Raw genomic sequence first — 25,378 nt, forward strand, 5'->3', positions numbered from 1 at the left:
GATGCTAGATAAAATCATTAGCGCATCGCTGCGCCAACGTACCATGGTATTGGTGGTGACAATCATTGTGGCGCTGTTTGGTTACCAATCGATGCGCACCACGCCGTTGGATGCACTGCCTGACCTGTCTGATGTGCAGGTGATCATTAAAACTTCCTATCCTGGGCAACCGCCAGAATTGGTTGAAGATCAAATCACCTATCCGCTTTCCTCCGCCATGTTGGCTGTGCCGGGAGCGCGAACGGTGCGTGGTTTTTCTATGTTTGGCGATTCCTATGTCTATGTGATTTTTGAAGATGGCACAGATATCTACTGGGCTCGAAGCCGTGTGCTGGAGTATCTCTCACAGATGCAGGGGCGCTTGCCTGCGGGGATTACACCGCAGTTAGGGCCGGATGCCTCTGGTGTTGGGTGGGTATACCAATATGCGCTGGTCGATCGCAGTGGCAGTCACGACTTGGCGCAGTTGCGGTCGTTACAGGATTGGTACCTGAAACTAGAACTGCAAAGCGTGGCTGGGGTGTCGGAGGTAGCGACCATTGGCGGGATGGAGCGAGCCTATCAGATCGTGGTCGATCCTCATAAGCTGGCGCTTTATCAATTGGATCTGCAATCGGTAAATGCTGCGCTGCAAAGTGCGAATGCGTCGGTGGGTGGCTCGGTGCTGGAGATGGCGGAAGCTGAATACATGGTGCGTTCTGACGGCTATCGGCAAACCCTTGATGACTTTGCCGAGATCCCTTTGGGGATCCTGTCCGACACCGGCAGTCCTGTGCTGATGAAAGATGTCGCTGATATTCGTATTGGCCCAGCAGCGCGGCGTGGTATCGCTGAGTTGGATGGCAAAGGCGAAGTGGTTGGCGGCATTGTGGTGATGCGTTATGGCGAAAATGCGCTGGATACCATTGCACGGGTAAAAGCGAAACTGGCGGAGCTGGCACCGGGTTTACCCCCTGGTGTGGAGGTAGTGGATACCTATGATCGGTCGCAGTTGATCCTTGATTCGGTGGATAACCTGAAAAGCAAAGTGTTCGAAGAGATGCTGGTGGTGGCCTTGGTATGCCTGCTGTTCCTGTTGCATGCTCGTTCGACGTTGGTGGCGGTGATCACCTTGCCGCTGTCGATACTTATCAGTTTCATCATCATGGGTTGGATGGGGGTAAATGCCAATATCATGAGCCTAGGGGGCATCGCCATCGCCATCGGTGCTGTGGTTGATGCTGCCATTGTGATGGTGGAAAACGCCCACAAACACCTGGAGCATTACCACACTAAGCATGGCAAGCCGCCTTCAGGTGAAGCCCACTGGCAATTGATCAGAGAGGCGTCTGTCGAAGTGGGACCCGCGCTGTTTTTCAGCCTGCTGATCATTACCCTCAGTTTTATTCCGGTGTTTGCATTGGAAGCGCAAGAGGGACGCTTGTTTCATCCCTTGGCGTTTACTAAAACCTTTGCTATGGCGGCCTCTGCTGTCTTGGCGATCACCCTGATCCCGGTTCTTATGGGTTATTTCGTTCGTGGCAAGATCCCGCCAGAGAGCAAGAATCCACTGAGTCGCCTGTTGATTGCTGGTTATCGACCCTTGCTTAAGGCGGTGCTGCGGTGCCCAAAAATCACCCTGTTTTTGGCGCTGCTGGCGCTTGCCAGCGCTTGGTATCCGCTCAATAAAATGGGGTCGGAATTTATGCCGGAGTTGGCTGAGGGCGATCTCTTGTATATGCCAACAACATTGCCATCGCTGAGTGCTGGGAAAGCGGCTGAGTTGCTGCAACAAACAGATAGGTTGATTAAAACCGTGCCTGAAGTGGCCAGAGTATTTGGCAAAGTGGGGCGGGCAGATACCGCCACCGATCCGGCACCGTTAACCATGTTGGAAACCACCATCATGCTTAAACCTCGCGACGAATGGCGTGAAGGAATCACTATCGAAGGGGTGATTGAGCAATTACAGCAAACAGTGAAGGTACCGGGGATCACCAATGCCTGGGTACAGCCAATTAAAACCCGTATCGATATGTTGTCGACGGGCGTTAGAACGCCGGTAGGGATCAAGATTTCCGGCGACAATGTGGCACAACTGGAGGAGATCGGTGAGCAAGTGGAAGCTTTGTTAGCAGCCATGCCCGGTACCCTGTCGGCATTTGCCCAGCGCAGCGGTGGTGGCCGCTATATCGATATTGAACCGGATCTGCATGCCGCAGCTCGTTACGGCATGACCCTGGCCGATATTCAGGATGTGGTAAAGATGGCGATCGGCGGTATGACGGTGGCTGAGTCGGTACAAGGGCAAGAGCGTTATCCGATTAATATCCGCTATCCACGCGCGCTTAGAGACAATATCGAAAACGTGCGGCGTTTGCCGGTGATGACCAAAACTGGGAAATATGTGCCGTTGATGAATCTGGCTGATATCTCTCTCAGCGATGGCCCGCCCATGCTTACCAGTGAGAATGGCCGCCTGATCAGTTGGGTTTTTGTTGATATTCAAGATATGTCGATCGGGGATTACATAAAGCACGCCCGAGAGCGACTTAATGAGCAGTTACTCCTACCCGCGCGATACAGCATTAGTTTCGCTGGTCAATATGAGTATATGCAGCGTGTTGAAGCGAGAATGACGCTGGTGATCCCGATGGCGTTGGCGGTGATTTTTCTGCTCCTGATGATGACGTTTAATTCGATGACTCAAGCGTCGGTGATCATGTTGAGCTTGCCTTTTGCGCTGGTGGGCAGTGCTTGGTTTTTGCACTACCTGGACTACAACTTGTCGGTGGCTGTTGCCGTGGGAATGATCGCTTTGGCAGGGGTGGCGGCGGAGTTTGGCGTTGTGATGCAGGTTTACTTGAACAACAGCATCAAAGCTCATCGTCAGCGAGGGGCGTTCAACTGTAAGCAAGATTTGGTAAACGCTTTGATGGAAGGCGCGGTGATGAGGATCAGGCCGAAGGCGATGACGGTGGCTACTATCTTTTTTGGCTTGTTGCCGATTATGTGGGGCGCTGGGGCAGGGAATGACGTAATGCAGAAGATCGCAGCGCCAATGATTGGCGGCATGATCACTGCGCCGCTGTTGTCACTTTTTGTTATTCCGGCTGTCTATTTGCTGTTATATGAAGGCAAGTTACCGAGAATGAAATGACCTTGGCGGTGCTGGTTTAGAAAGAGCCCAGATGAGTTGGGCTCTTTTATTGTCGTTGTTATGAGATACAAGCTGTAACTATGATGTTGCTGTGGGGGAACGGTTAATTTGCCGTCCGCACGCAGCCTTTTCCTGCGCTTTTTGCCGCATACACGCCTTGGTCAGCCAGTTTTATTAGCGCTTCGTAGCTGTCAGTTTTTGTTGTTCGTGATGCCACGCCAACACTGATGCTGCCATGCCAAGGTGAACTGCCTGTAGAAACTCGCAACTCAGACACAGTTTGACAGACGATTTCGGCGATATTCATTCCGCCCTGATGATCTGTATTAGGGCAGATAACGAAGAACTCATCACCACCGAGACGGCACACCAGGTCATCATTGCGAAATGATTGTTTCAGTGTGGTAGCCAGAGCTTTTAAAACCTTGTCACCAGCATCGTGGCCACAGGTGTCATTGATCGCTTTAAAGTGGTCAGCATCAATCATGATGCATACCAACGGAGTATCATGTTCTATGGCATGCTGCCAGCTTTGCGCGAGAAAGCCCATGGCGTGACGACGGTTAGGCAAGCCAGTCAAGGTATCTGTTAACGATAGCTCTTCTAGGTGCCGGTTGGCCTGATGGAGCTCTTCTGTTCGTTGCGCCACTTTCTCTTCCAGCGAGTCATTTAGCTGTTTTAACTCTCGGTTTCGCAACGATACCTGCTCAAATAGGCCGTCGAGTGCTTTTAGCAGCGGCGCGGTTTCACTATTTTTTTCTCTTTTAAGTTGCTCATAAGCTTGCTGGGGCGCTAAGCCCCCCTCTATGGCTTTCATCTGTCTGGCCATAAATTGGTCTTCGCCAAGTATGTGGTAGGCCAGCCAATGAATGAGAAACTGCAGCAGGCGCTCTGCTTCTTGGATGTTGTCTTGAGTGACTTCGGTGTAAATAGCGTTGACTTCGTTGAGAAACTGGCCATGAACCAAGTGATGGTGGGCTATGTATTCAGGAATAAGCTTTGCTTCCTGCATCAGCGACTCTTCAGATTGAAAGTGCTCAATGGCGTAGCTAGAAAGTTGATTGTATAGCTTGTCAACATCCTCAATATCGATGACATCATCAGTTAACAAATTGCCAAACTGGTTGATTGTTTCGACCAACTGGTAATGCTGCGTGTCTACTTCAGGAACGTGAGTGACAAAATGCTGGTCCCAGTGAAACGATTTCATCTTTAACTATCTCGTTTTCATTTCAATGCTGAAAAAGTTGAACTATTTCTTCAGCATATCTTTTAGGTTGGCGAATGGGTTGTGGGTCGCGCTTTTTTCTTGCAGATCTTCGCCGGCTTGCACGCGGGTACCGTAGGTGTCGGCTTCGGTGTACTTCTCGTGTTCATGATCGTGGCAGAACAAGCACAACAGCTCCCAATTTGAGCCATCGCTGGGGTTATTGGTGTGGTCGTGATCGACATGATGCACGGTCAATTCACGCAGGTTAGAGTATTGAAATTCACGTGCGCAGCGGCCACAGACCCACGGGAACAGCTTTAACGCTTTATCTCGGTAGCCTTGCTCTTGCTGAGCATAGTTTTTAGGGATGATTGCCACGATATTCTTCTCCGACCACGTTTTTGCTGAGTATACCTGTGTTGGGCGGGTATCGGATCAGCAGGCAAGCTGACCAGTTCACATTTCTAAGATTGGTTTTGCTGCTTGTGCGACAAAGGTGATGGCCGTGTTACTGAGTGCTACTTTGTGGCTGTTGCGGAAAGCTAAGCTTGCGCACTTGCTCTAGCTCGATGGTGACTCTCGCGATATCCCCGTGTTGCAAAAACTCGGCAAGTAGCGGAATCGCTAATACTTCAAAGTTATGCTTGGTATCCCGGTCAAAATACTGTGAAATCCCAGACGCACTTTTTAATAGCTCGGCGCCAGCCTGAATGAAGCGATCGTCACTGTGAATGCTGTTGCTATTGGGTGACAAGTAGCCTAGCTCGCCATTAAGTTTTGACTGTACTTCTGGCCTTGCCATGTAACGAATAAATGCCTCTGCATTCTGTCGTTGGTCAGTGTTCGCTGCGATCATAAATACTTCCATCGGCGCTTCTTCTGCTCTAGCGATGCTGGCTATCTTGGGGAAGGGCATAAAACCAATATTATCAATGATATGTTGCGGCCACTTTGGCGCGACAAAGTTACCTATGAGCGTAAATGCGGCCTGTTGATGATAGAGGAGGGGAACGACTTCGTCCCAGTCGAAATCACTCGTAGCAGGGTTATATAGATCGGCATCAATCAGTTGCTTCCAGTACTCAAAGACGGCAATAACTCGCTTATCCCGAAATGAGATCTTGCCGTTTAGTAGCTGTTGGTGAAAGGCCAAGCCATTCACTCGCAAATTGATATAGTCAAACCAAGCCGCCGCAGGCCACTGATGCTTGGTTCCGATAGCTAAAGGGGTGATACCGTCGCGCTTAATGCGGGCGCAGGTTTCGATGAACTGCTCCCAGGTTTCAGGGGGAGGGCCATAGCGTTCTAGCAACGACTTATTGTAATAGATCCCCCAGTGATAGTAGGAAATCGGCAACGCATAAACTTCGCCTTTGTCCTCCACGGCGTGTTTTACCTTGCTGAATTGGCTATCTAAACCCTCTGCGTTCCACAACTCGGTTAATGGATGAAGCACACCTTGGCGACTGAAGAAATAAAGCCTTTCGGATGCTTGCCAGTGGAGTATGTCTGGTGTGTCTTTCCCGGCGAACAGCCATTGAGTGAGCATGTATTTGTATGCCACGTCTTTTTTTAACACGGCCTTGACTGCTATTCCTGTTTCTTTGCTAAAGTCAGCAAATACTGTTTCATAAGCTGACCGCTGATTTGGTGTCAGTAGCACTGACACCGTCAAGGGATCTGCAATGGCAACACTCACGGTCAGTGATAGAAGAAGTAAGGTAAGTTTACGCATGTCGCTCCATTGTGCCCGCTCTCCCTGTTCTGTTTAGGTTATGACTTCTCACACATTGCAGGAATATCTGCATGTTTTAGCCAGTTTGATGGAACCTGTATTGCCATTATAGTTGCGCGAGCATACGGCGTACTCGGTGCCTCAGTTACATTCATAAGTTCGCAGCTAAGGGTCATCTTTTTCCCTGACACGTTTTCAACTTTGGCGACTAATTTGATCGCTTCGTCTATCGGTGTTGGCGCTAAATACTGAATGTTGAGCTCTCCGGTAACGTACCAGATCGGTTGTCCTTGGCCTATTTCTCTGCCAGCTAATGCATAAGCGTGAGCCATCGCTGTGCAGATGCAATGGCAGTCAATGAGGGTGGCAATGATGCCGCCATTAACAAAGCCTGTTGGGCCAGCACATTGATGTGGTTGGGGGAGGTAAACGCATTCGCTGCTGCCATCGTCACGCCAATAGCTTTTTAGCTTTAGCCCTTCGCTGTTTTGCGGACCGCAACCAAAACAGTGATTGTGCGGGATAAGATCCTGAAATGCTGGCTTCATCGAAAAACCACTTACTGAGTAATATCAGTTCAGCGTAGCAGGAGAATCCTGCCTCGTTGTTTTCACCAATAATAAAGAGTGTGAGGGACGTTGTTAGTTGCACGCCAAAGGAGTCTGCCTTACGATCCCTTTGGCTAACAAGCACTCAGTTAACGGCGGCCTTCGATCCGGAGAGCATTGGGCACAAAGGTGCGGTCATCTAAGGTGACAGAAAAATCGCAAACCTGTTCCTGTCTGTTACTTGTGTTAAAAACCTGCCTTGTATCTGGCATTCTCTGCAAACAGGGTATGGTCATCAACATGCACATCCACCAGCAATATTTCGTTGGGGGTAATAAATATTCCAAAGGTCTTACAGAGTTTGAGGCTATTTGTGTCGCGATAGATGGGCGATACGACCATGCGTTGTTGCTTTATTCGCTGCAGGGCGATCAGCGTAGGGAAGTAGGGGCGATGACTCCAGTTATAGCCAATACACTCGTTGCAGGTTTCAATACCTGATGCTGTGACTTCAAAATTTGCTGAGCGTTGAGTCCCCCCTGAATCACAAAGGTAGTAGCGCGCTACGCCCAGTGCGCGAAGGCGTTCGGCATCGATAGTGGTAGGGCGATTTGCCATCACACTACTGCGCAGGCGATAGACAGCATCTTTCACTTCAATGTTATGCATCATCGTATCCGACAGTCGGATCGTTTTGCGGGAAAGATATGTTTTACGCAGCGTCGACATCTGTTCGTGGCAGCTCTGCTTGGCTAGCAAACCCGGCGCGGCAGGTTGAAATAACCAGCCTTGCATATAGTGAGCACCACATTCTAAGCCAAAATGGAACTCATCCTCGGTTTCTACCCCTTCGCAAACGATGCGACTGCCAGCGCGTTGAGCCAGTGTGGTGACAGAGAGAGCAACGTCGGCATGGGCACCGCCTTTAGCGGCCTGTTTGAATAACTGCATATCTAATTTAATGATGTCAGGTTGCAGTTCGATGATGCGATCAACCTGTGATGCCCCAGCGCCAAAATCATCGATAGCGATCTTCATTCCTGCCTGATGGTAGGATTTTACCAACCGTTTTAACGCTTCAATATCTCCCCCTTGCTCTGTTATTTCAATAATCACACGGGATGGGTCAATACCTAGCTTTTCGACCATGGCGACGGTCATACTGGTGTGCTGGCTAGACAGATGTTGCAACCATTCGGGAGAGATATTGAGGGTGATAAATCCGGCGTCTGACTGCTGCGCAAACAGGGTTAACGCTTGTTGCCGAAGATAGCGGTCGATCGTTAGTTTATTGGGGAAGCTTACCGTTGGATCGCTAAATAGCGGCCCGGCACTGATCATCTTGCCATCTCTGTTTTTAGTGCGCGCTAATGCTTCGTAGCCCGCTATTTCACCGCTGGCGACATGGACAAAAGGTTGGTACCAAGGAAAAAAGTGCTCCGGATGGAGCTGATGCCATGGGTCAGCTTGATAAGCCGACGGGCTTAGGGAGTAATTAACGGCTGTGTTTGGCATAACGGCGGCTCCTGCTGATTTTTGCATCAACCATTCCTTGGTGAATTAGTGAAGTACAGGCAAGCCAATGCATAACGTATGCCACATGCCTTTAATATATACTTTGCAGTTATCATCAGATCCAGATCGATGTCCGCAGGAAAAGTGTGACAATAAGTCGATTAATAATTATCCAGAACTGAACCAGAATGAGCCAGTTGCACCACGCTCGCTCAGAAGGCTTCACTGATATATCCCTATTGGGATAGTGGTTTTTTTACCGATTTGAACACAAGAGGAGTTGTGCATGCCCCATCTAAGGTTTCGTGGCGTGAGTGAGCAAGCTATTCAGAATATGAGTCAAGCTTTGGTCGATGATCTTTCGCAGCTACTTGGCAGTGGCCGTGACCATTTCACATTGGAGTGCGTGTCGTCGAGTTTTATATTTGATGGTGACAAGGTTTCTCCTGAGCCAATGGTGGAGGTGCTTTGGTTTCCTCGACCACAGACGGTACAGGATCAGTTTGCCCATCTAGTTACGCAAGCGCTACGTGATCAGGGGGAAACGCAAGATATCGCGGTGTTTTTTCAAGTGCTATCAGCCGAAGCTTACTATGATAATGGCGAACATTATTGAGCTGTCTTAATCGCCGTTCTAGCTAAGAGAAAGGGTAAGACCAAACGCCGCTGCACCAGCGGCGTTTTATTTGCCTTATGTTTTATTTGCCTTACGTAGGGCGGTTTACTAATGGCTCAGCGCAGAATCATGGGATGACTTGACTGGCTTAGTTTGAGTCGTCTGTTTGTGCTCTTTGCAGCAACCCGCTAAATGCAGCCATTCATCGCCATCAGCTAAAATCACAAACTGTTCACCACGTAGGGTTTTGATCTCTGCGGCAACGGTGACCTGTTTTTGAAAAATCGCCAAATAGATAGCCAACGGGATCCCCATGACGGTGAGAGCCAATACCAAGCTCATCATTATTTGTCGGTGAGTGCGGCGCTCATCTCTGCTGATGAGGCTCAGATGGCAAATGTCTTCAGGAATACGAATACGACGGTGGCATAAAAATCCATCACTCACCTCGATGGCAGTGGATTCTTTTGGCATGTTTCGGTTCGACATGTGACTCGCCAGACCGGTAAAGTCACCAGATACAATGTTCATAGGCGTCCCAGCCCTGTTTTTTTTCTACCCCCAGTATGGTTCATCAGCCAAGTAGCGGCTAATAAAAAGTGTAAAAAACTGATGCTTTTTTAATCTAACGCATTAACAGTTTTTTATGGTGCGGTCTATCCCATCATTAGTCGCTGGCCGCTATCTCATACAGCTTGTAAATCGCACCTTACAACACAGCGTCCTGCTATCCGGCCCTGGTTACATGACACCTCGCGCTGATACCTTACATTTACGTAAAGGTAAACTTTTGCTGTTAAGTGAGTGGCGCACTCACCAAGCAACCGTGGAGGTGGAATGACCGAGGCAGGATATACAACGGCCGCGCGCACCAGTGAATTTGCGTTTGTCGCTCAAGAATCGTTAGCGATACCTATGTTCAGTGTGCTGGCGCAAGATGGTACTGCCTGTTGTGGGGCGGATCTCTCCGTGGTGGAGCAGACGGTGGCATTAAGGATCTATCAAGCCATGTTGTTCACCCGTGTATTAGATGAGCGCATGGTGGCGGCTCAGCGGCAGGGACGGATCAGTTTCTATCTCACGTCTACAGGTGAGGAAGCCGCTAGCGTTGCCAGCGCCGCCGCGTTATCTGATCAGGACATGTTGATGGCGCAGTATCGTGAGCAGGGGGCGTTGGCTTTGCGTGGGTTCAGCAGTGAGCAGTTCATGAATCAACTGTTCAGCAACGAATTGGATCTTGGGAAGGGGCGGCAGATGCCTGTGCATTATGGCTGCAAAGCGTTGCACTACATGACGGTATCATCGCCGCTGGCCACGCAGATCCCGCAAGCGGTTGGCTACGCGTATGGCCAAAAGCTGGCTGCTGGTGAACATGTCACTCTTTGCTACTTCGGTGAGGGAGCTGCTTCTGAGGGCGACTTTCATGCGGCGCTAAATTTTGCTGCCGTATTGCGAGCGCCAGTGATCTTCTTTTGTCGTAATAATGGCTATGCCATCTCGACGCCAGCGGAAGAACAATACGCCGGTGACGGCATCGCCGCTCGAGGTGTCGGTTATGGCCTGCAGACTATACGTGTTGATGGTAATGATGCCTTAGCGGTTTATCTTGCAACGCAAAAAGCCCGTGCCTACGCCATAGAACATTGCGCTCCGGTGTTAATCGAGGCGATGAGTTATCGCCTGGGCGCTCACTCCACTTCTGACGACCCGTCTGGGTATCGCTCGAAAGATGAAGAACAAAAGTGGCGTGAGTATGACCCGCTAGTTCGTCTGCGTGCCTGGCTATACCGCCAGCAATGGTGGAGCGAAGCAGAGGATAAGGCGTTAGATGAATCTCTGCGCGCTGAAATGTTAGCGGCGATGAAAGTGGCGGAGAAGATCCCAAAACCGAAACTGCGGGAACTAGTGACGGATGTTTACGATACCCCCAGTGTCGAATTGCGACGTCAGCAAGAGGATCTTGAGCAGCACCTGAAGCGTTATCCAGAGCATTATCCAAGAACAGCAGGGAGAGCATAACGATGCAGATGAACCTGCTGCAAGCAGTTAATAACGCCTTGGATCTGGCGATGGCGAGTCAGTCGAAAATGATCTGTTTTGGCGAGGATGTGGGCCACTTCGGTGGGGTATTTCGTGCCACCAGTGGTTTACAGGAGAAATATGGCCGGGAGCGTTGCTTTAACACGCCGCTGTGCGAGCAGGGGATCATTGGCTTTGCTAATGGTTTGGCGGCGCAAGGCAGCGTGGCTGTCGCCGAGATCCAGTTCGGCGATTACATTTTCCCTGCTTTTGATCAGATAGTGAATGAGTCGGCGAAGTTCCGCTATCGTTCCGGCAACGAGTTTAATGTTGGTGGCCTAACGATCCGTACCCCTTATGGTGGTGGTATTGCCGGTGGTTTGTATCACTCGCAATCACCGGAAGCCTATTTTACCCACACGCCGGGGTTGAAAGTGGTGGTGCCGCGAAACCCTTATCAGGCGAAAGGCCTGCTGCTGGCAGCGATCCGAGATCCCAACCCAGTGTTGTTTTTAGAGCCGAAACGGATCTATCGGGCATCGGTGGGGGAAGTGCCGGAAGGCGATTATGAGCTGCCGTTAGGTAAAGCCGAGTTGGTGCGGGAGGGCTCCGATGTGACCTTGCTGGCTTGGGGCGCGCAGATGGAAGCAATAGAAAAAGCCGCAGAATTGGCGCAAGCCGAAGGTATTAGTTGCGAAATTATCGACCTGCGCAGCTTGCAGCCGTGGGACGCAGATACTGTTTGCGACTCCGTCATAAAAACGGGTCGCTTGGTGGTGAATCATGAGGCTCCGCGGACCTCAGGTTTTGGCGCTGAGATTGTGGCGACCGTGCAGGAGCGCTGTTTTCTGCATCTGGAGTCGCCGATCACCCGTGTCACCGGTTTGGATACGCCTTTTCCTCTGGTTCATGAAGCTGAATATATGCCAGACCATTTAAAAACCTTTGAAGCGATTAAGCAGGCTGTCCGCTTCTAAATCTGACAACCAATAACAATAAGAATGAATGGATTTAAGGATTGAGGAAAGACGATGTTTAAAGAGTTTATGTTACCGGATCTGGGGGAAGGGATCGTTGAGTGTGAGCTGGTGGAATGGCTGGTGAAAGAGGGCGATTTGGTGGTCGAAGATCAGCCCATAGCCGATGTCATGACCGACAAGGCGCTGGTGCAGATCCCTGCGGTGCACCCCGGCAGCATCAGTAAGCTGTATTACAAAGTGGGTGAACTGGCTCGTGTTGGTGCCCCGCTATTTGCCATCGAAATAGAGCAAGCCGTTGTTGCTGATTCGGTTGCCAATGCAGTTGAAGCGATAGCGACCGAAGTGGCTGAAAAGGTAGTTGAGACACCAGAGGCAGGCGCGCTGATTGAGGTTTCTGATACTCAGAGCGGTAAAGCGGTTGCCAGCCCAGCGGTGAGGAGAATGGCAAGAGAGTTAGGGGTTAATATTGCAGAGGTGCCAGGCTCCGGAGAGAAAGGACGGGTATATAAAGAGGATCTGTTTGCATTTAGTGGTAACAGTTCAGTTTCGGCACTGCCGGGGCAAGTGGCGCGGGTCACTGGCCAAGGCGAGAGCAGCCACAAAGAGCCTCTGCGTGGGGTGCAGGCAGCGATGGCTAAGCAGATGAGTTTATCGGTCACCACCATTGCCCATTTCACTATGAGTGATCAGATTGATTTGACCGAACTCACTGCGATGAAGCGAGCGTTGGCGGCGGAGATTGAGCAGCCCAAGCTAACCCTGATGCCATTTATGATAAAGGCGTTGTCGGTGGCGCTGGCGGAATTCCCTATCCTAAATAGTCACTTACATGAAGAGCCGCAAGAAATAGAGTTCTTTCACCACCACCATATAGGGGTGGCCGTGGATACGCCGCAGGGCCTATTGGTGCCTGTGCTGCGTCATGTAGAAGACTCTTCCGTATTGTCTTTGGCTCATCAATTAAGTGAATTATTGGCCGATGCCAGAGCGGGTAAGCTATCGCGCGCTCAGCTCAGTGGCAGTACCTTTACGGTGTCGAATGTTGGTGCCATCGGAGGTACGACGGCAACACCTATCATCAATTATCCGGAGTCTGCGATCCTCGCTGTGGGACGCATTCAACGCCTGCCGAGGTTTGATGCCAATGATAAGGTGGTGGCGCGGCAGATCGCTGATATCAGTTGGTCAGCAGATCACCGGATTATCGATGGTGCAACCATGGCCAAGTTCAGTAACCGTTTCATTCAGTTACTACAGCAGCCCAGTAATTTGTTGATTAACTTGAGGTAATCTAAGCTGGAAAAGGGATCCCCTGCAGCAGTGAGCGGCGATGGCTGAATTCGCCCTTAAACATTTTTATATCGCTGAAGAGCAGTCTATCTATCTGCTCAGTCAAAATGATGCCCGTAAGCTCAAGCAGTGGGTGCAGCTGTGTATGCGGCAACTGGAGCAGCTTGGCTATCAGCAGATAAGCTTGATCGGTAAAGGTGCTTACGGCTTTGTTTTTGCTGGCACGAGCCGTGATGGCGCGCAGAAAGTGTTTAAATTCTCGCGTATCACCTTACCGGAAAGCGTGCAGGCTAGATTGGAAGATGAAGCCTACATGCAGCAGCAGGTCGTGCATCCTCAGGTGCCTCGCATGTTGGCGTTTGAGCGTGTCGGTAAGCAATCGATATTGATGATGCAGCGTGCGCCTGGTGAAGATTTGGAAAAGGTCTCGCTGCAGTTAGGACCTTTGCCAGCACGCTGGGTGCTGCAGATCGCTGCACAGCTGGTACAGATCTTAAACGCACTACGGCAGCTCCCCCGAACTCAGGTGCACGGTGATATCAAGCCCTCTAATATTGTGTTTGATCGTGATTCTGAAGCCATTAGCCTGATTGACTGGGGCTCATCGGTATTCGCCCAGTTAGAGTCTGATGGGCAGCAGGCGGTGACAGATGTGAAATCATTGATGTCTGGCGATGTTAATCATAGCAATGCTCGGTTGGGTGACGTTTATTTTATTGGCGCGGAGCAGCTCAACGGTGCGCTCTCCAGCCCACGTTTTGATGAACAGGGCGTGGCTTCGACCTTATATGCGCTGGCGTCGGGGCAGTCTTGTCGCTTTGGCCATCGTGCTATACCTGCGTCATCTTTAGGTTTACCGCAAGAGTTTGCCCGTACGCTCGATAACTTATTAGCCGATGACGAGGTACTTAAGCGTCAAGCGGGTGATTACCTTCTGCAGCATATGGAGCGTATGCGGCGCCACTATTTTGCTTCAGATACGTGGCTGATTGAGCCTCCATTAGTACCGGTATGGCTGCGTGAAAGCGATGAGGCCATCGACACTGTCGTATACAGCTCCCGTCGTTCGTTCTTGATGGCGGACGGTGATAATCGTGAATTGATGTACATGGATGATGTCCAGCTAGAGAAGTACTATAAAAACTACTTGGTTGGGATGGGAGAGATTGAAAAAGCTTTTATCGCAGCGGTTTCTCGGCTGGGACAATACCCGGTAGTGGGCGGGCTGGCTCTGCATTGGAATGAGGAGGGCGTCGCGATTGATGCCAGTTTGAACCTATATGATGAGAGCTATCAGCGGGCGTTCCATGCAGCCGTCAATACCATGGTTAAGTTAGCGCGGGCATTGTGTCATCAAGGCACGTTTAAAAGCTGTATGTTTAACGCCAGAAATACACTGCATATTGATCGCAATCACCCCAGCCACCCATTTGTGCCATTGCCAGGAACCAGCTTAGCTTTTGAGATCCAACCGGCCCCCCCAGTGAATGAACGCAATCGCCACTCCTATTTTGAGGATGGCCGCGATCCTGATGAACAGTTAACCCTGCCGGACGCCATTATTGAAGCGGTTGAGCAGCTTAATCAGATCCATCACACCGGCTGCATCATTTTTGAAAGCTTGGATACACATTTACGAATACATAGCTATTACATGCTACTTGAGCCGGAGAAAGCGGACGACTTTACTGACTTATTAGCAGCCATCATAGACGCAGTGCCTTTGATTAAAGGCACCGGTACTGCGGGTTATATGAAGTTGCCCTATAAAAACACCCGGCAGTTTGAGCGTCAGGAACAGCAAGCAGAGCGATTTTATCCAAAAGACCCTAAGCGAACGAAGTAGCGCGATTATTAGCCGACGGTACCTGTAATACATTGAACTTTGCCTTGGTACTGTTTTTTATAATGATTGATTAGCTCGATACATGCTTCTTTCATTACGCTGGATGACACACCATATATAACAAATCTGGCACTGCGTTCGTGTTCATTCCCTGGCTCCATACTTAGGTAAGTGGCAGAAAATTGTTCGTTATTGAACAGTTTGTTGTATTTTTCTGGAATTTGCTTTTTACATTTCATGGCCACTTCAACTGAGCCCGCTTCACCAGAGAGGATATCTCTCCAGATACCGCCGCTTCTCTCTTGGCATTCTTGTAGTGAGTGCATCAAACCGAATCCGACAAGGTTGGTACTTTCAAAGGGAAAGGAGATCCTTAACTCTACGTAGTAGGGGTCTGATACTTGGTTTTGCTGAACTTCTAATTTTTGATATCCAAAAAATCCTGCGCCAATCAGCGCGATGAGGATGAGGAGCTGTTTCATGTTTCGTTCCTTGTTTTGGCTCATTCCTGCCTAGTTCCATTTTGGTGTGCGAGCGAAATGGTACCAAATATGGTACTTATTTATAAGCGATGGGTGAAAGATGAAGATCAAACCTCTATGATGCCGCCCAAGTTTAGCTAAGCGGTTATCAGGTTCGTTTTGAGTAAACAGGCCATCAGAAAGAAGCATGCAATTCACCGATTGCATGACTATCGGAAGTCGTTAAGTTCGCGGCCTTTTCGCAGTCGAGGTTGCAGTGTGGTGCGTTGTGACTATTGTCGCCTCGCCGCCGATTTCTGCACCTGTGCTTCGCTGCCCGATACTGATTCTGATGCCAGTTTTGTGCTGTTGATGTACGACGATGAAGTGCTTAAACCGAGTAACACCGCCCGTTTGATCGCTGATCTTGTGCCTGACACTCACGCATTTTTGTGGCGCCGCACTGAAGTTGATCCGGCATTGATTGCTTTGCTGCAGCAACCGCAATGGCAACCGTTTGTCGTCTTTCCTGGCCATTATGCTGAACCTGAACGGCCAGTGCATGAACTGTTGCCGAGCTTGGCGAAGGGGAAGCGCCCGCTGTTTATTATGTTGGATGGTAGTTGGCGCGAAGCATGCAAAATGTTTCGTAAAAGCCCCTATCTGGATGGCTATCCATTGCTATCGTTCAGTCCCGAGCAAGCCTCCGGTTACCAGATCAGAAAAGCGGCGCACAGTAACCAGCTGGCGACCGCCGAAGTGGCTGCCAGAGTGCTTGCGGCGGCCGGTGAGCCCCATAATGCTCAGCTGATGCAGCTCTGGTTCGAGCTGTTCAGTTACCGTTATCAACAAGCTGTACATCAAATAAATCAGGGTAGGGAAGACGCACTTGAGCGCTTAGATGAATACATAAATAGTACGGAAAGCCTATAGTGTTTAGTGGCTTACGGTGTACTGCTATGATAATGCCATGATGCCTTATTAAATAAATCTACGTTGGGAAATTAGCCATGCAATCTGCTCACGCTGTCCATATCCTTGTCAAAACCCAAAAAGAAGCTGCCGATCTTAAGCAACAACTTGCCAAAGGGGGCGACTTTGCCAAGCTGGCGAAGAAGCACTCACTCTGTCCATCGGGCAAAAAGGGAGGCGATTTGGGCGAATTCCGCCGCGGTGAGATGGTCAAGGCATTTGATGATGTGGTGTTTAAGCGCGCTATTTTGGAAGTTCATGGTCCAATCAAAACCCCTTTTGGTTATCACTTGATCAAGACGCTCTACCGCTCGGGTCGTTAGTTTTCTTCTAAATAGGGCGTGACCAGCGCCCTGTTTTTCACCAATGCAACAAGCTATTTCTCGTTAGACTGTGCAAACTAAGCAATATATCAAGCACCTAGCATAAGCAACTAGGCTCAATATAGAGAAGCGTTGTATGACGGTTAGAAGCATTCTCTGGCGCGCGACAGCGTTGCTTTCCTTACTCTTGCTGCTCAATGGCTGTGAGCCATCAGATTCCCCTGAAAAAGCCGGTGCCTCGGCAGATCTGGCGATGGATGGTGATGATCTTTTACCCCTCAGTGAAGTTAAGCCGATTGATATCGCCGAGCTGGCCGATAATGCATTCAAGGAACTCTGGCCGCAGCTAACCGATGCACGTAGTGGTGATTTGGATGAACTGCTAACCCGTGGCGAAATCCGCATTTTGACCACGTTTTCGCTGGGTCAGTACTATATCGATAAAGGTACCCAGCGCGGTCTGACGTTTGAATCTATCCGTGAGATGGAAGCTTTTTTCAAAAAGAAGCTGGGCAAGAAAAAGACCCAACTACTTAAATTTACCATTATCCCGGTACGTCGTGATCAGTTGATCCCGTTCTTGATGGAGGGTTATGGCGACATCGCTTTTGCCAATCTGACCATTACCGAGCACAGGGAACAGGTCGTCGATTTTTCTCTGCCGTTCTCTTCCCGTGTCAGAGAGATGTTTGTCACACATAGCGGTGAACCGCCGTTAACTTCCCTTGATGAGCTGTCAGGTCGGGAGATCCATGTCCGTTTTAGTTCCAGTTACTACGAAAGTCTGGTGGCGTTAAACCGTGATTTTGAGCAGCGCCGAATGCCCTTAATCCGTATTGTTCCGGTTGACCCCCGGCTGGAAGATGAAGATGTATTGGAGTTGGTTAACGACGGCATTCTGCCTGCAACGGTGGCCGACGAGCATAAACTCGATCTGTGGCGTCGGGTATTTAAAGGCCTGCAGGTACATGACGATATCCCGGTACGTGAGGGGGGGAAAGTGGCACTCGCATTCAGACAAGATAGTCCGAAGCTGAAAGCGGTGTTGGATGAGTTTGCCCATAGCCATCGGGTCGGGACACTGATCGCTAATACTTTGTTGAAGCGCTATTTCGGTAATACTAACTGGGTAAAAACCGCAGAAGAGCGAGATCCTTTTCGCGGGATCCACGGGCTAACAAAGTATTTTAAGACCTACGGTGAGCAATACGAGATCGACTGGTTGCTATTGGCTGCTTTCGCCTATCAAGAGAGCCATTTCAATACCAAGGCGCGCAGTGGGGCTGGTGCCGTCGGGGTGATGCAGATCTTGCCTAGAACCGCCAAAGCGATTGGCTTTCCTGACATCAGCGGTACTCAAAACAACATCCATGCCGGCACCAAGTACCTTGCTAGATTAAGAGATCACTACTTCGATGATGAAAACATTGAGCCATTTGAGAAACTACTGTTTACAATGGCGGGATATAACGCAGGGCCAACACGTATTAATCGCTTGCGCCGAGAGGCTGAGCAGCGCGGCTTAAATCCGAATCGCTGGTTTAACAACGTTGAGCTGGTGGTAGCTGCCAAAGTGGGCAGAGAGCCGGTCCGCTATGTCGGTAATATCTATCGTTATTACGTGGCCTATAAACGTTCGGTATATGATCTGAATGCACGTATGCAAGCGATCCAGGCCGTGCAGGAATAGTTAAATTTTCTTTATTGAGTAAAACATGAGTGATGAATTAGGCCGTTATAACCGCCTTAAAGTGATTAAACGCGTTGATTTTGGCGTGTACTTAGAAACCCGCACCTTGGGCGAAGTTTTGCTGCCTGCGAAATATCTGGAGCGAGATATAAAAGTAGGTGATCAGGTCAATGTCTTTATCTACCTCGACTCCGAAGATGCACCTGTGGCAACTACCGAGAAGCCCAAAGCTCAGGTGGATGAATTTGCTTTTTTGAAAGTTGTAGACGCCGGTCGTCATGGTGCGTTTTTGGATTGGGGGCTGCAAAAAGATCTGTTGGTGCCTTTCTCTGAACAGCGCGAAACCATGGAAGTGGGCAAGAGCTATCTGGTGCGGATCTTTATCGACGATATTACCCACCGTATTGCCGCCAGTAGCAAGGTTGATCGTTTCCTCGACCGCTGGCCAGCCCAATATGAACATGGTCAGGAAGTCACATTGACCATCGCCAATCAAACGGAATTAGGCTACAAAGCGATTGTGAATCATAACCACTGGGGCGTGATTTACGCCAATGAGGTGTTTCGCCGCTTGCATTATGGCAGCACGATTAAGGGCTTTGTCCGCAAAGTTCGAGAAGATGGCAAGATTGACTTGATGCTACAAAAGTCGAGTCAGTCGCAGGTGAGTGGCCTTGAAGGCGACGTATTGGAACGGTTAAAGAACGCGGGTGGTTATCTGGCCGCCAGTGACAAGAGTTCGCCGGAGACCATTAAACGTATGTTTGGTGTCAGCAAGCGGGTGTTTAAGCAAACCATCGGCTCTCTCTATAAGCAGAAAAAAATCACGATAGAAGAGCAGGGCATACGCTTGGTCGAGTGATCGACCAAGCAATACCAGCCTATCGCTTTATTTCCCCAGCCAAGTCGTTCATGCCGGAGTCTCCATGGCACTAAAAGCCACGATCTACAAAGCCAACCTAGAGGTGGCGGATATGGGTCGTCACCATTACCAAAACTACCCACTCACCATAGCGCAGCATCCGTCAGAAACCGCCCGAAGAACCATGGTGCGATTGCTGGCGTTTGCGCTGAATGCCAGTGACGAACTGCAGTTTACCCGTGGTCTTTGCGTGGACGATGAGCCTGAACTGTGGCTAAAAAGCCTTTCGGATGAGATCGAGTTGTGGATTGAACTGGGGCTGCCTGACGAAAAGCGGCTGAAAAAGGCCTGCCGCCGCGCTAAGAAAGTGATTCTGTATGCCTACGGCAGTGCTTTTTCGGTGTGGTGGCCAGAAAACAAAAACAAGCTGGGGATGCTGAAAAACCTCGAAGTACATTACCTACCTGAAGAGGCCAGTCAGGCGCTGGGCGAACTGCTGCAACGTAGCATGCAATTACAGTGCAGCATTGATGATGGCCAAGTGTGGATGAGCACCAATGAAAACAGCGCCATGATTGAGCCGGAGCAGCATCAGTAGGCTGAACTTGCTGCTACTAAATTAGCTGAAAATTGTTCTTTTTTTTTGCCGTTGTTTCAATTAGTGATCGTGCAACAATCTCTCACTTTCGCTATCAACAAGGAAGTTAATAAGGCGTAGTCGGTATGGCGACTCCTCATATTGTTTATAGTGATCAACTAGATATCTCACTCGGTGGATTAGAGAAGCTGCATCCGTTTGACGGACGCAAGTTTTCCAAAGCTTGGGAGCAGATCACTAGTATATTAGGGGAGAAATTGGATGGCTTCTCTCACTTGGTGACGTCACCGGTTACCGACACATCCTTAGGTACTTTCCATACGGATTTCTATCTATCTTTGGTTGCTGACAAGCGTTATATCGCACAAGTGGTGGAGATCCCTATTGTCAGGTGGTTGCCATCCAGTTGGGTGATGGACGGGATCGTAAAACCAATGCGATATGCCACTCAGGCGACTATTTTGGCGACGGAGTTAGCTTTAGATAATGGTTTTGCCGTTTCTCTCGCTGGTGGCTTTCATCACGCGTCCAAGAGCAAAGGAGAAGGCTTCTGTGCTTTTTCGGATATACCGGTCGCGGTCAATTTAATGACTAAGCAAAGCTTGCTCCATGCTGAAAGCCGAATTGCAATAGTTGATCTCGACGCTCATCAAGGTAATGGCTTTGAACGTGCTTTTTATGAGGATGAGCGTGTTCGATTTTTTGATATGTATAACAGTGATATCTATCCAAGAGATAGATATGCAGAGGGTCGAATCGACTATCCAGTAAAACTCGCCTCCAAGACCGCGGATGCGGAATATCTGTCTCAGCTCAAAGAGCACTTAGCAATATTTATTGAACGCTTCGGACCTTTTGATCTGATCTATTACAACGCTGGTACCGACATTTTGGCTGGCGATAAATTAGGTCAATTGTCGGTATCGTTTGACGGTATTCTTGAGCGTGACGCTTTTGTTCTCGATATTTGCCAAAAGGCGTCAAAGTCTACAGTGATGGTGACCAGTGGCGGTTATAGTGCGGACAGCTATAAGCTAATCGCTCAATCGGTAATTAATCAGTTTGAGTTGTAGTGCTTCGGGCATTTTCAGCTTAAGTGGTTGTGATTTGCTAACTGGGCAAAACTTCGGGGGTTTTGCTTATAAGTTATCGGGGGTATGCTCCTGATAACTCTTCCGCTGATAGTTAATCTGATGAAACTCGTGTTATCTTTTCTTCTGCTTACCACAATATCTTTTTCGGCTTTGGCCGAGGTTGACTTGGTTCAGGTTGTGAAATCTGAGCGAAAAATGTATCTGTTTGATGGCTCTCGGCTCATCAGGGAGTTTGATGTGGCTCTCGGAGCCAACCCAAAAGGGCACAAACAACAAGAGGGTGATGAACGCACTCCCGAAGGTCGCTACCAGTTGGATTACATCAAAGAAGACTCCTCTTTTTATCGCGCCATGCATGTTAGCTACCCAAATGAGCTGGATAAACAGACGGCCAAGGAGAGGGGCGTGTCACCGGGCGGTTTGATCATGGTTCATGGCCAGCGGAATCGACTCGGCTGGTTATCTTTGCTGTCGCAACGTTTTAATTGGACCAATGGCTGCATTGCGATAACGAATGATGAAATGGATGAATTTCTAACGCTGGTACCCGTCGGTACAGTCATTGATATTTCATGGGAGCGCCTTCCTTGATAGTGTTTTCTTATCGGGAAATAGGGTGGCTTTAGTTTCAAATAACAGGCGTTGAATAAGTTCTACGACTTCAAGGGTGGTGCGTAATATGGTTTTAAAGACGGATCCCAAGGTCAATGAGGGAGTTAAGGATTTTAGCGTTGAATTAGTGAAAATCTTGTTTAGCCGCAACCGTTCCATAACTGAAAAGTATCACATGGTTCTTTTGCATATCGCCGAGAATAAGGTTTGGGCCTGCTATCTGGTGGCGCTAATATGCGTGCTGCTACTGTTAATCAGCTCTTTATTTTGAAAGCTACGAAAGCTGATTTAGGCGTTAAAAGGAGCGTTGGCAAACATCTCGTCGATCAGCTCAGCCATCGGAATACTGCTATCGTTCGCCCGCACATAGGTGCGTAATCCCATCAACTGGATCTGAATATAGCGCGCCAACTGTTCGGGATCTGCAGACTCACTGATCTCATTGTGTGCCTTCGCCGCTTTTATCACTTCTGCGAACTCGGCTTCTACATCACGCAGTAAACGCTTTGCTTCTGCCAGCAGATCTGCGTTGGCATCAGTCAGTTCGGCGATGGTTTTTGCTAGCATACACATGCCACTGGGTGCGACTTGCTGGCTTTCAATCACGGCTATTTTAATGAACGCTTTCAGCGCGTTAATAGGTGAGGGGGCGGATTTACATGCTTGCAGTTGCTGCAAGCTCATCGCAGCGTAATGCTGTAGCGCTTCTTTAAACAACCCTTCTTTGCTGCCGAAGCAGGCATAAATACTGCCAGGGCGCATATCAATGACATCCTGCAGATTACGCATTGATGTTGCGTGGAAGCCTTTTTCCCAATAAAGGTTGGTGGCTTTTTCTACCACGGCTGCTCTGTCGTATTTAATGGTTTTTGCCATAGCGTCTAGTCTTTAATTAGAACATACGTTCAATTTTATCTTGAACGACCGTTCAAAGCTAGCTATAGTGACCTCCAATAAGTCAACGTCACCCCCCGAATTGGAGCAGCAATATGAGTCATTTTAAGATTCACGATATCGAGTCAGCGCCAGAAGCCAGTAAGCCTTTGTTGGATAAATCACTTAAAGCGTTTGGTATGGTGCCTAACCTCCATGGTGTATTGGCCGAAGCGCCAGGCCTGTTACAGGCATATCAGCAACTGCATGAGCTGTTTGCGAATTCGTCGTTTGATGCTGAAGAGCTGACGGTAGTCTGGCAAACCATCAATGTAGAGCACGGGTGTACCTACTGTGTGCCTGCGCACACCGGGATTGCACATGGGATGAAAGTCGACCCTGCATTGACGGAAGCACTGCGTAACCGTGATGCGATGCCAACGGCGAAACTACAGGTGTTACATGATACGACACTGAGTGTGGTGCGTAACCGTGGCCATCTATCTGAAGAAGAGATGACAGCGTTTTTTGCTGCAGGCTATGGTCAACGTCAACTGCTTGAAATTGTATTGGGCTTATCGCAGAAGGTGATTAGCAATTACACCAATCATTTGGCAAAAACTCCCGTTGATAAAGTGTTTGAAAAATTTGCTTGGTAGCGTGCCGGCACAGGAAGGCTGCTGGATAGCCTTCCTGTGACGACTCAGCTTTACCGAGACAAGTCTTAGTTTCTCTCTGGCTAAAAATCTGTTTGCCATATTTCATCATAATTGTTCCGCACATTGCCTTTTTGTTACCCCGGCTCTGCCTTTTTGACGGCGTTAAATAAGCATCGAAAGCACTTACACAACTGATGCAAATTTATGGAGCCATTATCATGAAAAACACTACTTTGATCGCCGCTGCCCTGACTGCTGCTTTAACTTCTGCAACAGCCATGGCACAAGACGCTGAACCACAGTACACCGAAGCTAAACAAGCGGGCACTATATTTACCACCACAGTGACGGGTCTTGCCGCTGGCGGTCCTATTGGTGCGTTTGCGGGCCTGTTGGCGGGTGCCTGGGTTAACTACAACATCGAAGAGGCCGATAATGCCGTGGTGTTGAGTAATGATCTAGAAACCGCACAAGCGCAGTTAAGCCAAACAGAATCTCTCCTCGCACAGCAGCGTCAGCAGTTGGTTGCGTTACAAGCTAACTTGGCACAAAGCGAAACACTGACAGCACAATACGCGCAGCAGATGCTTGATCAGTTACAACTGACGATGCTGTTTAAGACCAATAAAAGTGATTTGACTGACTCCGCTAAGAATCGCTTGTCGCTGCTAGCGCAATACCTGACTCGTAACCCTGAGATGCAGATCCGACTTGATGGCTATGCCGATCCCCGTGGTAATGCAGACTATAACTTGCAGCTTTCTCAAGCACGTATTGATGCTGTTGCTCAACAACTGTATGACGCAGGTGTAGCGCCAGAACGCATCACCAGTCAAAGTCACGGTGCGACACTGTCATCGGCAACCAAAGGCGACTATGACGCTTATGCTTTAGAGCGCATGGTAAGCATTGAGTTGACCAAGGGTGACAATGTTAGCGTGGCAAAAATGAACTACCGCAAGTAGCCCCCAGTTCCCCCCGCAGTCGCCTTTCTGGTGGAGCAGGCAGCCAATCTTTTTTGGTTGCCGGTGGCCAACAGCCTCCCAACTGTTGGCCACTTTTGCGGAAGCAACACTGCTTCCGCTTTTTTATTTCATCGGCAAGAACAACGCGTTTTTAACACGGTTAACGTTAAGGGATGGATCCATGTTTATTGCACATCTACCGGCCGGATATCTGTTGGCCAAGTTTTTTATCAGCAAAGCAGAAGTGAAACGCCGACTTGATAGCACTGTGTGTTCCAACAGTGGTGAACGCGCTGATAAGCTGCTGAGTTACTCGTCTTGGCGCCGATTGTTTTTCGCGGCAGCATTAATTGGCGCTATCGCTCCAGACCTTGATCTTGTTTGGTTCTATTTAGTCGATAATGGCAGTGTGCATCACCATGCTTATTGGACACATTACCCTTTGTTTTGGGGCGCTGCCTTGTGCCTTTGTGGTTTGTGGTGTCGATACTCTTCTACACCATTTGCAAGGGTGCTTGGCATTTTTGCCCTTTGCGGATTTATGCACTTAATATTGGACAGCGTGGCGGGGGATATCCGCTGGTTGGCGCCGATGAGTGATATGGGTTTTTCTCTGGTAACTATTCCTGCTAATTATCGCGTTTGGTGGTTTAATTTTTTGTTTCATTGGACGTTTTTGTTAGAGGTTGCCATTACAGCTATCGCGTTGGGCTGTTTTTTATTGTCCAGATTGAGCGCCTTTCAGGCGGCAGCTGAACGGCACCAGCAACGCGCTCATCGCAACGCTCTGGTTCCTTTGCCTACTGAGCAGGGGGGGGATCGCTAATGCGATTTAGGGTGAATTCATTGGTCATCAACAAGCTGCTGTTTGTGTCGTTTCTCTGTTTCATCTGCTGGATCATCTATTTGGCGAATACTGGCGGCCATAGCCTGTTTTTCACTCTGGTTCGAAGCTTCCCATACGGAGATAAAGTGGGGCATTTTGGCTTGTTTGGTATGCTTACTTTGCTGGCGAATATGGCAACAAAAAACGCGATGTTTACCCTTGCCAACATGCGATGCCTTTGGGCATCTGCTGTCATCGTTGTTTTAGTGACCTTGGAGGAGTTAAGCCAACACTTTTTATCTCATCGAAACCTGGATCTTTATGATTGGCTGGCGGATATGGCGGGGATCAGCTGTTTCTCGTTGTTGAATCTCTATGTGGCAAATAAGTTTCGCTGTGGAAAAGATGTCAACTCGACAAAGTTGAATAGGGAGTAGTCTTAAAATCGGAGAATCTTTAGTACAAAAAGGCCGTTAAAACCTATAGTTATTCGTACCTTTTCTGAAATCAAAGAATAGCGCCCGGTAGGCGATTATTATCGCCGC

Annotated in this window: 25 protein-coding genes; 17 read left to right on the forward strand and 8 right to left on the reverse strand. The window is 49.2% G+C overall.

Going from position 1 to position 25,378, the window contains the following annotated elements; translation table 11 throughout:
- Position 1: 1 nt before the first annotated feature.
- On the forward strand, positions 2–3,139 hold the full coding sequence (locus tag DU002_RS08475; RefSeq protein ID WP_114337938.1) for an efflux RND transporter permease subunit: 3,138 nt from the start codon (positions 2–4) through the stop codon (positions 3,137–3,139).
- 103 nt (positions 3,140–3,242) lie between these two features.
- On the opposite strand, the gene DU002_RS08480 is transcribed toward DU002_RS08475, so the two are convergent.
- From DU002_RS08480 to DU002_RS08500, 5 genes are all read right to left on the reverse strand, one after another.
- Complete coding sequence (locus DU002_RS08480) at positions 3,243–4,349, reverse strand: GGDEF domain-containing protein (protein WP_114337939.1); 1,107 nt, start codon at positions 4,347–4,349, stop codon at positions 3,243–3,245.
- A gap of 42 nt (positions 4,350–4,391) precedes the next feature.
- Positions 4,392–4,727: a YajD family HNH nuclease gene (locus tag DU002_RS08485; protein ID WP_114337940.1), complete on the reverse strand. Its 336-nt coding sequence runs from the start codon at positions 4,725–4,727 to the stop codon at positions 4,392–4,394.
- Positions 4,728–4,857: 130 nt separating this feature from the next.
- Positions 4,858–6,084: an ABC transporter substrate-binding protein gene (locus DU002_RS08490; protein WP_114337941.1), complete on the reverse strand. Its 1,227-nt coding sequence runs from the start codon at positions 6,082–6,084 to the stop codon at positions 4,858–4,860.
- 38 nt (positions 6,085–6,122) lie between these two features.
- A complete protein-coding gene (locus DU002_RS08495; RefSeq protein ID WP_114337942.1) occupies positions 6,123–6,632 on the reverse strand; it encodes a PaaI family thioesterase in 510 nt (169 codons plus the stop codon).
- Between the two features lie 246 nt (positions 6,633–6,878).
- On the reverse strand, positions 6,879–8,174 hold the full coding sequence (locus DU002_RS08500) for an EAL domain-containing protein (RefSeq protein WP_114337943.1): 1,296 nt from the start codon (positions 8,172–8,174) through the stop codon (positions 6,879–6,881).
- A gap of 259 nt (positions 8,175–8,433) precedes the next feature.
- Here DU002_RS08500 and DU002_RS08505 point away from each other — a divergent pair, with 259 nt between their 5' ends.
- Entirely contained in the window at positions 8,434–8,763 is a 330-nt protein-coding gene (locus DU002_RS08505; RefSeq protein WP_114337944.1) for a DUF1904 domain-containing protein, read from the forward strand.
- A 108-nt stretch (positions 8,764–8,871) separates the two neighbouring features.
- On the opposite strand, the gene DU002_RS08510 is transcribed toward DU002_RS08505, so the two are convergent.
- Positions 8,872–9,294 carry a hypothetical protein gene (locus DU002_RS08510; protein WP_114337945.1) on the reverse strand — a complete coding sequence of 141 codons (423 nt, stop codon included), beginning with the start codon at positions 9,292–9,294 and terminating at the stop codon, positions 8,872–8,874.
- 306 nt (positions 9,295–9,600) lie between these two features.
- Between DU002_RS08510 and DU002_RS08520 the strand changes: the two genes are divergently transcribed.
- The 4 genes from DU002_RS08520 to DU002_RS08535 are packed head-to-tail and all read left to right on the forward strand — an operon-like array spanning position 9,601 to position 14,898.
- Positions 9,601–10,782: a thiamine pyrophosphate-dependent dehydrogenase E1 component subunit alpha gene (locus DU002_RS08520; protein WP_114337947.1), complete on the forward strand. Its 1,182-nt coding sequence runs from the start codon at positions 9,601–9,603 to the stop codon at positions 10,780–10,782.
- A gap of 2 nt (positions 10,783–10,784) precedes the next feature.
- Positions 10,785–11,759 (forward strand): transketolase C-terminal domain-containing protein, encoded by a 975-nt coding sequence (locus DU002_RS08525; protein ID WP_114337948.1) that lies wholly within the window; start codon positions 10,785–10,787, stop codon positions 11,757–11,759.
- Positions 11,760–11,813: 54 nt separating this feature from the next.
- Positions 11,814–13,052: a 2-oxo acid dehydrogenase subunit E2 gene (locus DU002_RS08530; RefSeq protein WP_114337949.1), complete on the forward strand. Its 1,239-nt coding sequence runs from the start codon at positions 11,814–11,816 to the stop codon at positions 13,050–13,052.
- Positions 13,053–13,092: 40 nt separating this feature from the next.
- Positions 13,093–14,898 (forward strand): protein kinase domain-containing protein, encoded by a 1,806-nt coding sequence (locus tag DU002_RS08535; protein ID WP_114337950.1) that lies wholly within the window; start codon positions 13,093–13,095, stop codon positions 14,896–14,898.
- Positions 14,899–14,906: 8 nt separating this feature from the next.
- Here the strand turns inward: DU002_RS08535 and DU002_RS08540 are convergent, their stop codons facing one another.
- The gene (locus tag DU002_RS08540) at positions 14,907–15,380 is read right to left on the reverse strand and encodes a hypothetical protein (RefSeq protein ID WP_114337951.1); all 474 of its coding nucleotides are present in this window, start codon (positions 15,378–15,380) and stop codon (positions 14,907–14,909) included.
- 159 nt (positions 15,381–15,539) lie between these two features.
- On the opposite strand from DU002_RS08540, the gene DU002_RS08545 reads away from it, so the two are divergent.
- From DU002_RS08545 to DU002_RS08575, 7 genes are all read left to right on the forward strand, one after another.
- Complete coding sequence (locus DU002_RS08545) at positions 15,540–16,292, forward strand: tRNA-uridine aminocarboxypropyltransferase (protein ID WP_233496452.1); 753 nt, start codon at positions 15,540–15,542, stop codon at positions 16,290–16,292.
- Positions 16,293–16,369: 77 nt separating this feature from the next.
- Positions 16,370–16,654, forward strand: a complete 285-nt coding sequence (ppiC, locus tag DU002_RS08550; protein ID WP_114337952.1) for a peptidylprolyl isomerase PpiC — start codon at positions 16,370–16,372, stop codon at positions 16,652–16,654.
- A gap of 136 nt (positions 16,655–16,790) precedes the next feature.
- Positions 16,791–18,344: an MltF family protein gene (locus tag DU002_RS08555; RefSeq protein ID WP_114337953.1), complete on the forward strand. Its 1,554-nt coding sequence runs from the start codon at positions 16,791–16,793 to the stop codon at positions 18,342–18,344.
- A 25-nt stretch (positions 18,345–18,369) separates the two neighbouring features.
- Positions 18,370–19,206: a CvfB family protein gene (locus DU002_RS08560; protein ID WP_114337954.1), complete on the forward strand. Its 837-nt coding sequence runs from the start codon at positions 18,370–18,372 to the stop codon at positions 19,204–19,206.
- 64 nt (positions 19,207–19,270) lie between these two features.
- A complete protein-coding gene (locus DU002_RS08565; protein WP_114337955.1) occupies positions 19,271–19,804 on the forward strand; it encodes a YaeQ family protein in 534 nt (177 codons plus the stop codon).
- A gap of 125 nt (positions 19,805–19,929) precedes the next feature.
- The gene (locus DU002_RS08570; RefSeq protein WP_114337956.1) at positions 19,930–20,877 is read left to right on the forward strand and encodes a histone deacetylase family protein; all 948 of its coding nucleotides are present in this window, start codon (positions 19,930–19,932) and stop codon (positions 20,875–20,877) included.
- A gap of 120 nt (positions 20,878–20,997) precedes the next feature.
- Complete coding sequence (locus tag DU002_RS08575; protein WP_114337957.1) at positions 20,998–21,489, forward strand: L,D-transpeptidase family protein; 492 nt, start codon at positions 20,998–21,000, stop codon at positions 21,487–21,489.
- Positions 21,490–21,798: 309 nt separating this feature from the next.
- Here the strand turns inward: DU002_RS08575 and DU002_RS08585 are convergent, their stop codons facing one another.
- On the reverse strand, positions 21,799–22,386 hold the full coding sequence (locus tag DU002_RS08585) for a TetR/AcrR family transcriptional regulator (protein ID WP_114337959.1): 588 nt from the start codon (positions 22,384–22,386) through the stop codon (positions 21,799–21,801).
- Between the two features lie 113 nt (positions 22,387–22,499).
- Here DU002_RS08585 and DU002_RS08590 point away from each other — a divergent pair, with 113 nt between their 5' ends.
- From DU002_RS08590 to DU002_RS08605, 4 genes are all read left to right on the forward strand, one after another.
- Positions 22,500–23,042, forward strand: a complete 543-nt coding sequence (locus tag DU002_RS08590; RefSeq protein WP_114337960.1) for a carboxymuconolactone decarboxylase family protein — start codon at positions 22,500–22,502, stop codon at positions 23,040–23,042.
- 218 nt (positions 23,043–23,260) lie between these two features.
- Positions 23,261–24,007: an OmpA family protein gene (locus tag DU002_RS08595; RefSeq protein ID WP_158538006.1), complete on the forward strand. Its 747-nt coding sequence runs from the start codon at positions 23,261–23,263 to the stop codon at positions 24,005–24,007.
- Between the two features lie 181 nt (positions 24,008–24,188).
- Positions 24,189–24,833: a metal-dependent hydrolase gene (locus DU002_RS08600; protein WP_114337962.1), complete on the forward strand. Its 645-nt coding sequence runs from the start codon at positions 24,189–24,191 to the stop codon at positions 24,831–24,833.
- Positions 24,833–25,270 carry a VanZ family protein gene (locus DU002_RS08605; RefSeq protein WP_114337963.1) on the forward strand — a complete coding sequence of 146 codons (438 nt, stop codon included), beginning with the start codon at positions 24,833–24,835 and terminating at the stop codon, positions 25,268–25,270. Before DU002_RS08600 ends, DU002_RS08605 begins: the two co-directional genes overlap by 1 nt.
- The last annotated feature ends 108 nt before the right edge of the window (positions 25,271–25,378 follow it).

The organism is Corallincola holothuriorum (assembly GCF_003336225.1).
In the GTDB taxonomy this organism is placed as follows: domain Bacteria; phylum Pseudomonadota; class Gammaproteobacteria; order Enterobacterales; family Neiellaceae; genus Corallincola; species Corallincola holothuriorum.

What these genes read in the sequence shown, in the direction of transcription:
- DU002_RS08555 (WP_114337953.1), top strand. Translation starts at nt 16,791, where the DNA reads ATGACGGTTAGAAGCATTCTCTGGCGCGCGACAGCGTTGCTTTCCTTA.
- DU002_RS08530 (WP_114337949.1), top strand. Translation starts at nt 11,814, where the DNA reads ATGTTTAAAGAGTTTATGTTACCGGATCTGGGGGAAGGGATCGTTGAG.
- DU002_RS08595 (WP_158538006.1), top strand. Translation starts at nt 23,261, where the DNA reads ATGAAAAACACTACTTTGATCGCCGCTGCCCTGACTGCTGCTTTAACT.
- DU002_RS08490 (WP_114337941.1), bottom strand. Translation starts at nt 6,084, where the DNA reads ATGCGTAAACTTACCTTACTTCTTCTATCACTGACCGTGAGTGTTGCC.
- DU002_RS08525 (WP_114337948.1), top strand. Translation starts at nt 10,785, where the DNA reads ATGCAGATGAACCTGCTGCAAGCAGTTAATAACGCCTTGGATCTGGCG.
- DU002_RS08505 (WP_114337944.1), top strand. Translation starts at nt 8,434, where the DNA reads ATGCCCCATCTAAGGTTTCGTGGCGTGAGTGAGCAAGCTATTCAGAAT.
- ppiC (WP_114337952.1), top strand. Translation starts at nt 16,370, where the DNA reads ATGCAATCTGCTCACGCTGTCCATATCCTTGTCAAAACCCAAAAAGAA.
- DU002_RS08590 (WP_114337960.1), top strand. Translation starts at nt 22,500, where the DNA reads ATGAGTCATTTTAAGATTCACGATATCGAGTCAGCGCCAGAAGCCAGT.
- DU002_RS08540 (WP_114337951.1), bottom strand. Translation starts at nt 15,380, where the DNA reads ATGAAACAGCTCCTCATCCTCATCGCGCTGATTGGCGCAGGATTTTTT.
- DU002_RS08480 (WP_114337939.1), bottom strand. Translation starts at nt 4,349, where the DNA reads ATGAAATCGTTTCACTGGGACCAGCATTTTGTCACTCACGTTCCTGAA.
- DU002_RS08565 (WP_114337955.1), top strand. Translation starts at nt 19,271, where the DNA reads ATGGCACTAAAAGCCACGATCTACAAAGCCAACCTAGAGGTGGCGGAT.
- DU002_RS08475 (WP_114337938.1), top strand. Translation starts at nt 2, where the DNA reads ATGCTAGATAAAATCATTAGCGCATCGCTGCGCCAACGTACCATGGTA.
- DU002_RS08570 (WP_114337956.1), top strand. Translation starts at nt 19,930, where the DNA reads ATGGCGACTCCTCATATTGTTTATAGTGATCAACTAGATATCTCACTC.
- DU002_RS08535 (WP_114337950.1), top strand. Translation starts at nt 13,093, where the DNA reads ATGGCTGAATTCGCCCTTAAACATTTTTATATCGCTGAAGAGCAGTCT.
- DU002_RS08500 (WP_114337943.1), bottom strand. Translation starts at nt 8,174, where the DNA reads ATGCAAAAATCAGCAGGAGCCGCCGTTATGCCAAACACAGCCGTTAAT.
- DU002_RS08520 (WP_114337947.1), top strand. Translation starts at nt 9,601, where the DNA reads ATGACCGAGGCAGGATATACAACGGCCGCGCGCACCAGTGAATTTGCG.
- DU002_RS08585 (WP_114337959.1), bottom strand. Translation starts at nt 22,386, where the DNA reads ATGGCAAAAACCATTAAATACGACAGAGCAGCCGTGGTAGAAAAAGCC.
- DU002_RS08600 (WP_114337962.1), top strand. Translation starts at nt 24,189, where the DNA reads ATGTTTATTGCACATCTACCGGCCGGATATCTGTTGGCCAAGTTTTTT.
- DU002_RS08510 (WP_114337945.1), bottom strand. Translation starts at nt 9,294, where the DNA reads ATGAACATTGTATCTGGTGACTTTACCGGTCTGGCGAGTCACATGTCG.
- DU002_RS08575 (WP_114337957.1), top strand. Translation starts at nt 20,998, where the DNA reads ATGAAACTCGTGTTATCTTTTCTTCTGCTTACCACAATATCTTTTTCG.
- DU002_RS08495 (WP_114337942.1), bottom strand. Translation starts at nt 6,632, where the DNA reads ATGAAGCCAGCATTTCAGGATCTTATCCCGCACAATCACTGTTTTGGT.
- DU002_RS08560 (WP_114337954.1), top strand. Translation starts at nt 18,370, where the DNA reads ATGAGTGATGAATTAGGCCGTTATAACCGCCTTAAAGTGATTAAACGC.
- DU002_RS08605 (WP_114337963.1), top strand. Translation starts at nt 24,833, where the DNA reads ATGCGATTTAGGGTGAATTCATTGGTCATCAACAAGCTGCTGTTTGTG.